Origin of the sequence: Fischerella sp. (assembly GCF_013388695.1) — a bacterium.
Classification (GTDB): domain Bacteria; phylum Cyanobacteriota; class Cyanobacteriia; order Cyanobacteriales; family Nostocaceae; genus PCC9605.
Genome location: NZ_JACAEU010000138.1, coordinates 1 through 12,348 on the forward strand (window position 1 = coordinate 1; position 12,348 = coordinate 12,348).

General features: G+C 41.8%; 10 protein-coding genes. 5 read left to right on the top strand and 5 right to left on the bottom strand.

Features of this window, described 5'->3' with window-relative positions; translation table 11 throughout:
- Positions 1 to 613: 613 nt before the first annotated feature.
- Positions 614 to 1,639, bottom strand: a complete 1,026-nt coding sequence (locus HXY43_RS18590) for an anti-sigma factor antagonist (RefSeq protein WP_290885868.1) — start codon at positions 1,637 to 1,639, stop codon at positions 614 to 616.
- A gap of 196 nt (positions 1,640 to 1,835) precedes the next feature.
- Here HXY43_RS18590 and HXY43_RS18595 point away from each other — a divergent pair, with 196 nt between their 5' ends.
- Positions 1,836 to 2,633 (top strand): 7-carboxy-7-deazaguanine synthase QueE, encoded by a 798-nt coding sequence (locus HXY43_RS18595; protein WP_290885871.1) that lies wholly within the window; start codon positions 1,836 to 1,838, stop codon positions 2,631 to 2,633.
- A 623-nt stretch (positions 2,634 to 3,256) separates the two neighbouring features.
- Here the strand turns inward: HXY43_RS18595 and HXY43_RS18600 are convergent.
- Positions 3,257 to 3,904 (bottom strand): DUF3318 domain-containing protein, encoded by a 648-nt coding sequence (locus tag HXY43_RS18600; protein WP_026734014.1) that lies wholly within the window; start codon positions 3,902 to 3,904, stop codon positions 3,257 to 3,259.
- Between the two features lie 75 nt (positions 3,905 to 3,979).
- Positions 3,980 to 4,537 (bottom strand): hypothetical protein, encoded by a 558-nt coding sequence (locus HXY43_RS18605; RefSeq protein ID WP_026734013.1) that lies wholly within the window; start codon positions 4,535 to 4,537, stop codon positions 3,980 to 3,982.
- Between the two features lie 246 nt (positions 4,538 to 4,783).
- Here HXY43_RS18605 and HXY43_RS18610 point away from each other — a divergent pair, with 246 nt between their 5' ends.
- Positions 4,784 to 5,812, top strand: a complete 1,029-nt coding sequence (locus HXY43_RS18610) for an alpha/beta fold hydrolase (protein WP_290885878.1) — start codon at positions 4,784 to 4,786, stop codon at positions 5,810 to 5,812.
- 69 nt (positions 5,813 to 5,881) lie between these two features.
- Here the strand turns inward: HXY43_RS18610 and HXY43_RS18615 are convergent, their stop codons facing one another.
- On the bottom strand, positions 5,882 to 7,066 hold the full coding sequence (locus tag HXY43_RS18615) for a hypothetical protein (protein WP_290885880.1): 1,185 nt from the start codon (positions 7,064 to 7,066) through the stop codon (positions 5,882 to 5,884).
- A gap of 69 nt (positions 7,067 to 7,135) precedes the next feature.
- On the opposite strand from HXY43_RS18615, the gene fghA reads away from it, so the two are divergent.
- The 3 genes from fghA to HXY43_RS18630 all read left to right on the top strand — a co-directional run bounded on the left by fghA (position 7,136) and on the right by HXY43_RS18630 (position 11,571).
- Complete coding sequence (fghA, locus tag HXY43_RS18620) at positions 7,136 to 7,981, top strand: S-formylglutathione hydrolase (RefSeq protein ID WP_290885883.1); 846 nt, start codon at positions 7,136 to 7,138, stop codon at positions 7,979 to 7,981.
- Positions 7,982 to 8,418: 437 nt separating this feature from the next.
- Positions 8,419 to 10,632, top strand: a complete 2,214-nt coding sequence (glgP, locus tag HXY43_RS18625) for an alpha-glucan family phosphorylase (protein ID WP_290885886.1) — start codon at positions 8,419 to 8,421, stop codon at positions 10,630 to 10,632.
- Positions 10,633 to 10,788: 156 nt separating this feature from the next.
- On the top strand, positions 10,789 to 11,571 hold the full coding sequence (locus HXY43_RS18630) for a Tab2/Atab2 family RNA-binding protein (RefSeq protein ID WP_290885889.1): 783 nt from the start codon (positions 10,789 to 10,791) through the stop codon (positions 11,569 to 11,571).
- A gap of 228 nt (positions 11,572 to 11,799) precedes the next feature.
- On the opposite strand, the gene HXY43_RS18635 is transcribed toward HXY43_RS18630, so the two are convergent.
- Positions 11,800 to 12,282: an MgtC/SapB family protein gene (locus HXY43_RS18635; RefSeq protein ID WP_290885892.1), complete on the bottom strand. Its 483-nt coding sequence runs from the start codon at positions 12,280 to 12,282 to the stop codon at positions 11,800 to 11,802.
- Positions 12,283 to 12,348 lie beyond the last annotated feature (66 nt).

Consider the following 12,348-nt stretch of genomic DNA (forward strand, 5'->3'; position numbering starts at 1 on the left):
AAACATAGAATGGTGCGTTAGCCTTTGGCGTAACGCAACGGCAATAAAGGGGGAGGAAAATCCACACCCCTTTTTGCCTCCCCTACGTATCTTTTCAAAAATCAAATACTAGTCCTATAGCTATGGACATTTCTGTGAAATGATCTGAACCTTATTGGCTGAAAGGGGAAGGAAAAAGTACTGGGACATGCAGTTTTGATTGACTGCTTTGTAAAACTAGAAATAAAGACAAAAAAATTATTGCCATAAGCGCGATCGCGCTCATGGCAATAGTCGTAATTGTGATTAATTGATTATTAGAAACTTATAAATATACTCTAGTAAAACTTTTCAAATCTGGTGTCAGTGAATATCCAGACTTAAGTAAGTGGGAATGTACTTACTAGCAATTTTTATTGGTTTTATCAGTACAAATTCATACATTTACAAAGTTGTAGCAAAACTATTGAAAAATACGCAAAGTGTAGAAGACTATCAAAAGTGCAAGGAGTGAGTGACTTCTTTATTTGCGAAAGAGGTGGGGCAGCTAAAGGTAGAAAATTAACCTTGTCATCTGGTCTTTTGCGGCAACTCTGCCCCTAGGCTTCCGGGATGCTACCTTTGTAGAACTAAGCTAAACAGCACCACTATTTTTGTGAAACAGGATGGTTACTGTTTTCCAAATCAGTTTCACATCATATAGCAAGCTCCAGTTTTTTTGATACTGTAAATCCAGACGAATTACGTCCTCAAATTTACGTATGCTAGACCGTCCATTGACTTGCCATTCTCCAGTCATACCTGGTTTCACATCGAGACGCTGCCACTCGGGTATCTCATAACGTTCTACTTCATCGGGTGTGGGTGGTCTGGTTCCTACTAAACTCATCTCTCCTTTAAGGACATTCCAAAACTGGGGCAGTTCATCCAAACTTGTGCGTCGCAAAAAGCTTCCGATTTTGGTAACTCTGGGATCGTTGTCAATCTTGAAAAATGCCCCTTGTACTTGATTTTGTTTTTCCAGTTCGGCTTTTCTCGCTTCCGCATCAACATACATCGAGCGGAATTTCCAAATCCGAAAGCGCTTACCCATCCAACCACAGCGAATTTGACTGAAGAAAATTGGGCCGGGATCGTCAAGTGCGATCGCCACAGCAATAGGAATAAAAATAATTCCTGTAATTACTAAACCTACTAATGCTCCCACAATGTCTATCAACCGTTTCATCCAAGAACGCACGGAAGGATGTGTGGTCGGTAGCTGTTCTTCGAGTTGGTTCTTTGAACGTGCTGGGATCAAAGCATCAGACTCAATGGAAAATACTTTCTCCAGTCCTGTTAGGTTTAATACAGCCATGACTTGAGGGGTAACATTCCGCAGTATAAACTCAATACCTTTATCCTGAGCGGCTTTGAAATTACTCACCAACGCGCCTAAACCACTACTGTCCATGAAAGTAGTTTGCTGGAAGTCGATGATGATTTTCTGCGGAATTGGATTTGCCTGGGTTAAATTTTGACAAGTTTGCTTGAAGGCTACAGCCTCCAGCACGCTCAATCGCTCGGATACTTGTACTATTGCTGTGTCATGTAAGAACATTACTGGAAAATCTGCCTCTTGGGGTTGGCTAGTCATGAGGTCCTGAACATTCATTGCCATTTCAGTCAATGTAATATGCCGAACATGATTTTGTCTTAGTGAATCACTTAACCTTATTTTCGATCAGTTGAAATCATAACTAATTACTAGTTAATGAGGTTGAAATTAGAGATTGCCATTACGGTTCACAATAGAACAAGAAGTTAAAAAACATCCCTGCTGTTTGAAGTGGGGCATACGCATTGCTATCATCAAAATGACTACTAAAACTGTTATTACACCTACAGCACGTCTGGTAGAGGTCTTTTCCGCTATTCAAGGGGAAGGGCTGAACGTTGGGACACGTCAGATATTTATTCGCTTTGCTCTTTGTGACTTGCGCTGTCACTTCTGTGATAGCGCTCACACTTGGAGTGCACCCACCACTTGTAGGATAGAGCGATCGCCAGGAAAGCGCGATTTTGAATTTTACTCAAATCCTGTCTCTTTACCCATATTACTTGAATCGGTTGAGCGACAAAATATACCTTCTCTACACGATAGCATTAGCCTGACAGGTGGCGAACCTCTTCTTCATGCCAGATTTTTAGTGGAATTTTTACCACAGGTACGTGCAGTAACTGCTTTACCCGTATACTTGGAAACTGGCGGACATCGTCCAGAACAGTTGGCAATGGTTCTGCCCTATTTGGACTCTGTGGGTATGGATTTGAAATTGCCCAGTACGAGTGGCGAAACTCGTTGGCAAGAACACACCAAATTTCTCCACCTTTGTTACTCTTCCCAAGTTGAATGTTTCGTCAAGATCGTCATTTCCGCTCAAACAGACCCCGCAGAGTTGGAGCGTTCGGCTTTATTAGTGTCAGAAGTGAGTCCGGAAATCCCTGTATTTTTACAACCTGTTACACCTTTGGCTGCTTCTGAGCAATTCACTGAAACCCCCATACTTGCACCTTCTCCCGAGCAAGTTTTGATGTGGCAAGGTTTGATGAAGAGGTTTGTTAAGCAAGTGCGTGTTGTGCCTCAGACGCATAAAATGTTAAATCAACTCTAAAGTTAGTAGCTAGTAGTTAGTAGTTAGCTAGTAACCACTAACCACTAACTAATATCTACTACCCAATAGCATTGTTTTATGAAGATGAGAGCAAATCTAAGCCAAAATTTATAAAAATTCTGCGTAAAATACTGTACTTAAGTTGACAGTTAACCTAGTCTGAATACGGAAGTTCGATTCTAAAAATAGAGACTGTTTGGGTGCAAAAATATAGATCTTATTGAACCACTAAGACACTAAGACACCGAGTCAAATCAGGAAAAACAGGCAATGAAAGCAGATTTTTCACACCACCAAAGGGCTGGTAAGCTGTTGTGCATTTAAATTGCACGAATTGGGCGGGCGGTGACGCCCACCCCACAAGAGTTAGACTAATTTAGAATATGCAGATAAATGTGTTTTAGCTTATGGTCTGAGCGATCGCGATTCCGGTGGTGGTGGCGTAATTGATTACTAGACGCGAATGCAAAAGTTTTTTTAGGGCTAGGTAGTTTCTGGTTGAGGCGGCGACAGATGGAATAAGCGTTTGGCGATTTGATTTATTCGTGTAGACTGAGCGGGAGATGGGGAGAAACTAAGAATTATTCCCCTTGTCTCCCTTGTCTCTCTTCCTTCGATTTTGCCTAATATATACCTTCATCCACAGTTGATTTAGATTTTGCTTTGACTTTGTTAGCACTGCGTTTGAGGGCTGAGAGTCGTGCTTCGTATCTAGACCGCTGACGCTTGCTAGGAGTCATATCAACTAGGGTTTTCAAAGCACTTCCCAAACTTTTATAGGCATTGGGGAGGCTATAACCAAAGCGAGTCGCCAAAGCGATCGCTTTTTCATCGGCTTCCACTAATTCTTTTAACTGCTTTTCTCCATTATTCTTTTGATAAAGTCGCCAGCCTGAAACTCCGCACAGTGCCAAAGCTAATATCAGCAATAAAGCGTCCTGTACCCACAATTCACCGACAGCACCACCCAAACCAATTGCTAAGGCTGCCATTTCCCAACCATCTTTGGGGATAGTATCATTTTGAATGCGGGCAACTTCGTGCCAAAACAGCAGATTGCGCTGATCCATTGCCAGCGAATCCCATTTCACCAGATCAATTTGAATTTCCACCTGATCTTTACCAATTTCTTCGCTGCGGATCAGCGGTGGGTTTACCTCTGTTGTACCTTCAACTGTTACCCAACTTTGCAATTCTGGCGGTAGTAAGCCTTTTAACCGCCGAAGTTCACCCATTTCTGCTTTAGCAGAAGAAGTAGCATAGGATGTCATATGATCCAACCCTAGAAAACTTCAGTATATTGAGCGTATCACTTTGGAGTATAGCTATTTCACCACCCATTCGGCTCATTCACCAGGAAAACTTCCTCGCTTTTTACGAGCTTCCATTGCCTTCTCCAAAAGTTCTAGCAATCCGGGAGCTTGTTCTTGAATGCTGAGTAAAAGTCTCTCACCCAATTCTACATTTCCTGGGTCTTGACCTGTTTCCATCACAGCTTTCAGGCGGGGGAGTGCCACACTATCAATCAGCTGAATCAACCCACTCAGACAGCGGTTAAATTGTTTTTCTGTGAGAATTGAGTCTTCTAAAGGAAACTCGATAATAGCACGAATTTCGCCGTCGGAAGGGTCATACTCCCATTGCAGCATTTTGGTTTCCCAAGAAATTGCTAGCATTGACTGGAGAATTGCTGCTTTGTAAGGATGGTCTTGTACTCCTGCAAGAACTTGTGGTGCAAATAGCCGAAAAAACTTTCCCTCCTCATCCAACTGGACAACGATTAAAAAATCTTCTATGTTTTCACTTTCTACACCTGTAATAATACGGTCTTCTTCTTCATCTAAACGATAGTCCCAACCAAGATTATCTAAGTAATAAGCAATCTGTTGCAGATTAGCTGCCATAAAAGCCTCATAATGAATGGTAGAGCGGCTGTTATCAGACCTAGTTTAACGTGATGGGGGCAAATAGTATTGCTACCTAATCTTCTGTCGGTCATAAATGCTTTGTTATATATCTTACAAAAAATACTCCTTTGCGGAGTTGCCAAGCATGTCTGGTAAAAGAATTTTATTGTTATAGATCTAATGGCAGATTCGATTTAGTCATAATTTGGTTTAAAACATAACAACTTTAACTTCTATAAAAATATGTCTGATTATTTCAGCAAAACAACTGCCATCCTTGAACAAGCCATTAATCTAGAGAACAATCTACCAATAAAAAACGAAGCTTGCCGCTCAAAATTCTTTTTCCATCCGCATCTAACTCGAAAAGTTTGCCTTTTCTTCCACGGATTTACTGCTGGCCCTTATCAGTTTGAACCTTTAGGAAAAGCTCTATTTGCGGCTGGTTATAATGTTTTAATTCCGTTGCAGCCTGGTCATGGAATAGCAGGAAACTGGAATAAAGATAATCCTCCTCCTTTACCTATGGAGCGAGAAGTTTATCAAGATTTTGCTCTGTTTTGGCTACAAACAGCACAAACATTGGGAGAGCAAGTGATAATCGGCGGATTATCTACAGGTGGAAATTTATCAGCTTGGTTAGCATTAGAACGTCCGCAAGAAATAGAGAAAGCTTTGCTGTTCGCTCCTTATTTAAGCGGTACTAATAAAATAGTAGATTTTTTAGTGGAAACTCTGCCTTTTTATTACGAATGGTTAAATAAAGATAACCCTGGTAATTTTGGCTATAATGGCTTTCGCATTCCAGCATTGCGATTATTTTTAGATATGGGTCAAGAAATTTTGGAACGAACTAAAGATAAATCGGCAGTGCCAATGTTTGTAATTTCCAGTGAAAGCGACCTCACTATAGATGAGCATGAACTGCAAATCTTGTTTGCAAATGTCAACAAATATCAGCAAAAATCTTGGTATTTTCGCTTTGATAAAATCTATGAAATTCCCCATACCATGATGACAAAAGCTGAAGGTAATGATTATCAAGACCTGCTTATTACTATTGCTAAAGCATATTTGGAAAGCGATATTACTTGGGATAATTTGCTTAAACTTGGCTATCAAATCCTACAAGGTAAAACGTTAGATACTGCCGTAAATATATTAAATTTAAATGAACCAGTTTCTCAAGAAGTGTCAGTATTACTGGCAGTAATGGATAAAAAAAAGATTATTGATGCTCATAAGTTAATGGTTGAGAAGCAATCAAAATGATTCTCAAACTGTTCATTTTGATTTGAATAGCTTTCTAAAACAGACAAATATTTTCGCTATTTATTAAACTCATACGGGTTGTTTTACTGATTCAATAGACTTTAAAATGCCACTTTCCACTTGATTAATTGCTGTCATTATGCCATTTTCAGGGTTTTCTAGCAGAGAATATTTGACTTGCTGCAAATAATCGTGAATCGCATCCCGTAAAATTGGTTTTTCAACTGCGACTGTATGATGATAATCCCATAAATCCCAGATGATAATCCCAACTCCTACAATTGGATCTAGTAACTCTGCACCTACCTTCGCAGCAACCGCACCACCAGTTTTTGCAGCCATTTTTGCGCCAGCTTTTCCAGCAAAAGATGTAACTATTTTGCTTCCTACTTTTGTCACTGTTGGAATCATTGCTTTAGTAAGTAGGTAAGCGCTTCCACCAGTCAAAACCTTTAAGGATAAATTAGAAATATTGCCTTCTGTATCATTAATAGTGATTGCAATATCATTTAGATAACGCTCCCAATCTCCTTGAGGTATTTTGTAACTGCTTTGGATATTAGAAATATTTTTACTCAATTGTGTGACATATAAATTTATAGTATCTCTAGTGAGGTTCTCTAATTCAAGTTGGGCAATTTTTGGTCTAAGGACACGCTTAGCAAATTCTGTTTGGAAATTCTCTGTCAATTTTTCTGCTACTGCTTGTGTAGGAGATGGATTATTTGTATTTGCCCAGTGAGCAACTGCTGAAGATAGCCATACAAATGGTGTGCTGAACTCTAGTTTCTTTTGATTGAAGTAATTAAAATACCAATCTAGGAAACTATCATCAACACGAGTCATCAATTCATCAACCCAATCGTTTAATTTTTCAGAAGCATAAGCTTCTGATTGAGATTTAGCATTTTCAAGAGCAGTTGCGATCGCCATCTCAATGCCTTTGGGTTGTGGAATTTTTTCAACAATAACTATATTGTTATTTGTTTGAGTAGGGATGCTTTTATCTTCAGGTGATGAACCTGCGATTAAAAATCTACCTAGCAAGGGAATAATTACAATAATGATGACAGCAGCCCAAACATAGGGAGTCACTGACTTAATAAACTCACTCCAAGCTCTTATACGATCTGTCTTGTGTACATAGGAAACTTTTTTATCTTTTTCCTGTTGTTTTTGTTCAGTATCTTGTGCGGATGTCGATGATTCCTGAACATATTTAGACTCGAAAATATGCTGTTGCTCTTGGCTCATAGTAAATTTTTAACTGATGTAAATAGCCTGACCTCCACTCGTAAGTTTAGCGAATATAATCAATAAACTATGTCTGTCGATCTTATTTCAGAATCAAGATGCTTTGATGGCAAACTCGGCTTTTATCGTCATTTCTCCTCTAGCTGCAATGGTGAAATGCGCTTTGCCATCTACCAACCACCACAGGCAAGTCACGATTCAGTACCAATTCTCTATTTCCTTTCCGGTTTGACTTGCACGGAAGAAAACTTTATGGCTAAGGCGGGGGCGCAACGCTTGGCAGCAAAGTACGGCTTAATGTTAGTAGTACCAGATACTAGCCCCCGCCAAACCGGAATTCCTGGTGAGGATGACGACTGGGACTTTGGCACGGGTGCTGGCTTTTATGTTGATGCGACTGTGGAACCGTGGGCGTCGCACTACCGCATGTATAGTTATGTCGTTGATGAATTACCTGCTGTAATTGCCGAAAACTTCCCAGTGCTACCAGATAAACAAAGCATTTTCGGTCATTCTATGGGTGGACATGGGGCGTTGGTTTGTGCAATGCGAAATCCCCAAAAATACAAATCAGTTTCAGCTTTCGCACCCATTGCTGCACCGATGCGTTGTCCTTGGGGTCAGAAGGCGTTTAGCGGTTATCTTGGTGAAGATCAAGAAGCTTGGCGTGCCTACGATGCTAGTGAATTAGTCAAGCAAGTTGGTTATCACAGTCTAATTCTCATCGACCAAGGCACTGCGGATAAATTTTTAGCAGAACAATTGCTGACTGATGTATTTGACCAAGCTTGTAGGGAAGCTAATCAACCTCTGACTTTGCGTTATCAACAGGGTTACGACCACAGTTATTACTTCATCGCTTCTTTTATTGAAGATCACATCCGCCATCATGCGATCGCCCTGATTGAAGTGTGAATTACTCTCAGCTAGAGGACTCCCTGATTTATCATTAGGGAGTTTTTGCTTAATTGTTTTATTGTTACAAAAATTAATTTAGTTATATAATTTTTATTAAAAAAGGTATTTTAATTGATAAATATAGTAGTAAAAAATCATTTGAGCTTATTGGACAGAAAGTTATAAACAGTTAAATAAATCTTAAATATATAAAAAATAATTTAAAACAACGTCAATAAATTTGAGATAGACAGTTATCAAAATTGTCACAAAAAGACGGATGATTGTTAGTATGTTGAAAAGCAAAAACCAGAGACTTGGATAGGTTTTTTGTCAATAAACTGCTGCATTTCCAGAGGTTGACTCAGCAACAAGGCGACGGGAAGCAGGTTGAAATAGTCGCCTTATTTGCCGTTATTGACTAGTAAACTTACAAAACTAAACGAACAATAATTATGACTAAAAGCAGTGCAATTAACGCAGCGCTTCGCTTGAGTGAAAAATTGCCTTTGCCGCTACGACGCTTAGCAGATTTGGCTTATAACTACTGGTGGTCATGGACAAGCGATCGCCTCGCCTTATTCCAAACCATCGATCCCCAAGAATGGGAACGCTGCGGGCATAATCCAGTAGCAATATTAGAATCGGCAACTTACGAACGCCTCACCCAGTTAGCAGAAGACCCGTTTTACCTCAAACAAATTTCTGCCCTAGCCAAAGAATTTGACGAGTACATGACGCAAAAAGATACTTGGGTGAGTCGGGTAGCACCGCAAGTTTCAACTGAACATCCCATTGCTTACTTCTGCGCCGAATTTGGCATCCATGAGTCCCTACCCGTCTACTCTGGGGGTTTGGGCATTCTCGCAGGCGATCACCTCAAATCAGCATCGGATTTGGGCGTACCAATGGTCGGTATCGGCTTGCTGTATCGCCAGGGTTACTTCCGCCAACGCTTGAACCGCGGTGGTTGGCAAGAAGATTACTACGTTGATAACCTCTTCCACCGTATGCCCTTGGAATTAATCAAAAATGAACAAGGGCAAGCACTCACCATCGAACTAGAAATTCGCCAGCGCTGGGTGAAAGTGCAAATTTGGCGAGTGCAAGTGGGGCGAGTCAGCCTCTATCTTTTAGATAGCGATCGCGATGACAACGATCCCATCGATCGCTGGTTAACCGGACACCTCTACGGTGGGAACCAAGAAACCCGCATCGCCCAAGAAGTCGTTTTGGGAATTGGTGGCGTTCGTGCTTTGACAGCTTTAGGAATTCAACCATCTGTCTATCACCTTAACGAAGGACACGCCGCCTTCTGCACCTTAGAAATTTCCCGGCAAGAAATTGAACGCACAAACAAATCCTTCTACGACATCGAAGCAGATGTGCGAAATCGGTGTGTATTCACCACCCACACACCCGTCCCAGCCGGTCACGATGTCTTCTCACCAGATTTAATCGACTCCTTCTTTGCCCACTACTGGCCGCAACTGCGCCTTTCCCGCGAACAATTCTTAGCATTAGGCGCACGTCGACTCGGCGATCCTTGGGAACCCTTCGGTATGACCGTTTTAGCACTGCGGATGTGCCGTACCTCCAACGGTGTCAGTGAACTACACGGTCGAGTTTCCCGCCAGATGTGGACAGTCATGTATCCAAATCGGTCTGAAGACAACGTCCCCATCGGTTACATTACTAATGGAGTTCATGCACCAACCTGGACAGCTCCCCTCATAGCAGATTTGTACAATCAGTATTTGGGTACAGATTGGAAAACTCGTGCAATCGATCCCAAAATGTGGGAGAAAGTAGACGAAATTCCCGATCGAGAACTGTGGTGGCGACATCAAATCCTCAAAGAAAGACTCGTAGCCTACACCCGCTATAAAGTCAAAAAAGCAAGGGAAGGACGAGGCGAAGAGTACGAAAGAATTCAAGCTACCGACTTCCTACTCAATCCGAAAGCACTAACCATCGGATTTGCCAGACGTTTTTCACCTTACAAACGCGGTCATTTGCTGCTGCGTGACGCCGATCGCGCTTTACGGATTTTTGGCAATCTCGATCGCCCTGTACAGATTATCTTCGCAGGCAAGGCACACCCTGCCGACGAAGAAGGCAAGCGGATTATTCAACGCTTGATGGAGTGGTGCAGACATCCAGCAATAACCAACCGCGTCGCTTTCATCGAAGACTACGATATCTACACCGCGCAAAAACTCGTGCAAGGCGTCGATGTTTGGTTAAACAACCCCCGCCGTCCCCTAGAAGCATCTGGTACAAGTGGGCAAAAAGTCTGCTTTAACGGTGGCATTAATTGCAGCGTCCTTGATGGCTGGTGGTGTGAAGGCTACAAAGCCGACGCCAACGGCAAAGGCATTAACGGCTGGGCAATTGGTGAAGACGCCCACACCAGCGATCAGGAATTACAAGACCGCATTGATTCTGAATCACTGTATAAATTGTTAGAAGAGGAAATAGTTCCCCTCTACTACAACCAAGATGCTAACGGCATTCCCCACGGTTGGTTGCAGATGATGAAGGCTTCAATTAAGACCCATGCACCACTGTTTAACACTGATAGAATGATTGCTGACTACGTTTCTCAGGTGTACGTGCCAGAAATTTCTGTAAAAGTGCCACCGATTTTAGCGAAAGTTCTGGTTTAAGAAAAATGAACCACCAAGACTCCAAGTCACCAAGAAACCCTTTGTGTCTTTGTGGTTCACTTTTTTATATGAATGAAACACCAAGACTCCAAGTCACCAAGAAATCCTTTGTGTCTTTGTGTCTTTGTGGTTCATTTTTTATATAGGTAAAACGAAATGCGTATCTGGCAAGCTGATTTTTATCGTCGTCCGCAGCAAAATGTATGGGAGTTGTTGATTTGCGATCGCGATCGCAGTTTTCAGTATGAAGCTACCTGTCCCCAGTCTGAAGCAAATTCCAATTGGGTTGCTTCTCAACTACAATTGGCTGCTGGTGGACAATTGCCGGATATCATTCAGGTATTTCGTCCTCAGTCTTTGGGTTTAATTGAACAAGCTGGACGCAGTTTGGGTATTAATGTTGAACCTACGCGGCGCACTTTTGCCCTGAAGCAGTGGTTGCAGGAAAAGCAATATCCAATCGTGTTAGACAAGCCACCACCCACGCCATTACCGGAAAATCTTTGGGGAGAAGAGTGGCGTTTTGCAACACTGTCAGCAGGTAATTTGGTGGAGGCGTTTGCAGAAGTTCCCATTCCCATTTTGGTAATGCCAGAGTTTTTGTTGCCTATTAATCTGGGTTTGGCGTCAACGGTGCCGGTTCCCGGTGTGGTAATTTATGGAGGACGCCAATCGATGCGCTTGGCGCGATGGTTGCAACAATCACGTCCTGTGGCGTTAAGTTACGTTGCTGGTGCGCCGGATGGGTTGGTATTAGAAGCAGGTTTGGTGGATAGGTGGATTGTTGTTACGTTTGAAGATCCAGAAGTGGCTGCGGCGGCTAGGGTTTACGAACAGCGCAAGCAGCAAAGTCACGGGTTACATTTTTTACTTGTGCAGCCAGATGACTCGGGAATGACTTTCAGCGGCTTTTGGTTATTGCGTGCGGAAGATTATTAATGTATACAAATATTTGATGATGTCAGTTTTTATGCCGCTAGCAAAACTATTGAAAATGAACGTGAAACTGATTGGAATTTTGTTAATTTCGTGAAATCAATTATTATAACTAGAGCAGAAGAAGAAATTTTTAATAAGGCATTAGCACTTTTTAATTATTAATAAAAATAAAGATAGAACAAAAAGCGATCGCAGTTTTAAAAATTACTTTTTCGGAAGCAGACAGACCTAATAGATTCTTTCATAAATTTTCACAACATAAAGAATAAACCAAGACAATAGGATGCCAATTAATCCTAATTGCCACAAACCACATCCAGCTGCCATTCCTAAAGCCGCTGACAACCAAATAGCTGCTGCTGAGGTGAGTCCCTTGACTTCGACTCGTTGTGATTCTTCTTGCGGAGATTCGCGCAAAATTACTCCAGCACCAAGAAATCCTACACCAGTTGCCACACCCTGAATTACGCGGCTAAGCCCATTGTAATCTCGGGGTTCTACATCTGTTTGCAGAATTATCATCACAAACATTGCGGCAGCAAGACTCACCAGCATATGAGTTCTCAAACCAGCTGGTTTGCGCCTACTTTCCCTTTCTAAGCCAATTATTGCCCCAAAAAACATCGCCAGAGATAGCCGAAAGGCAATGTTTAACCAATCATTAGGCGACAGGTAGTATGTATTTGACAATATTGATAATGCGAACATCATTTGTGGTTTGAGTCGAAACACGCACTAAAGCAGCGATCGCTCTCATATTTCAGATCCAACTGCCTC

Excerpts from the sequence above, each read along its gene's own strand:
- HXY43_RS18615 (WP_290885880.1), bottom strand. The coding sequence starts at position 7,066 with ATGAGCCAAGAGCAACAGCATATTTTCGAGTCTAAATATGTTCAGGAA.
- fghA (WP_290885883.1), top strand. The coding sequence starts at position 7,136 with ATGTCTGTCGATCTTATTTCAGAATCAAGATGCTTTGATGGCAAACTC.
- HXY43_RS18600 (WP_026734014.1), bottom strand. The coding sequence starts at position 3,904 with ATGACATCCTATGCTACTTCTTCTGCTAAAGCAGAAATGGGTGAACTT.
- HXY43_RS18605 (WP_026734013.1), bottom strand. The coding sequence starts at position 4,537 with ATGGCAGCTAATCTGCAACAGATTGCTTATTACTTAGATAATCTTGGT.
- HXY43_RS18590 (WP_290885868.1), bottom strand. The coding sequence starts at position 1,639 with ATGGCAATGAATGTTCAGGACCTCATGACTAGCCAACCCCAAGAGGCA.
- HXY43_RS18595 (WP_290885871.1), top strand. The coding sequence starts at position 1,836 with ATGACTACTAAAACTGTTATTACACCTACAGCACGTCTGGTAGAGGTC.
- glgP (WP_290885886.1), top strand. The coding sequence starts at position 8,419 with ATGACTAAAAGCAGTGCAATTAACGCAGCGCTTCGCTTGAGTGAAAAA.
- HXY43_RS18630 (WP_290885889.1), top strand. The coding sequence starts at position 10,789 with ATGCGTATCTGGCAAGCTGATTTTTATCGTCGTCCGCAGCAAAATGTA.
- HXY43_RS18610 (WP_290885878.1), top strand. The coding sequence starts at position 4,784 with ATGTCTGATTATTTCAGCAAAACAACTGCCATCCTTGAACAAGCCATT.
- HXY43_RS18635 (WP_290885892.1), bottom strand. The coding sequence starts at position 12,282 with ATGATGTTCGCATTATCAATATTGTCAAATACATACTACCTGTCGCCT.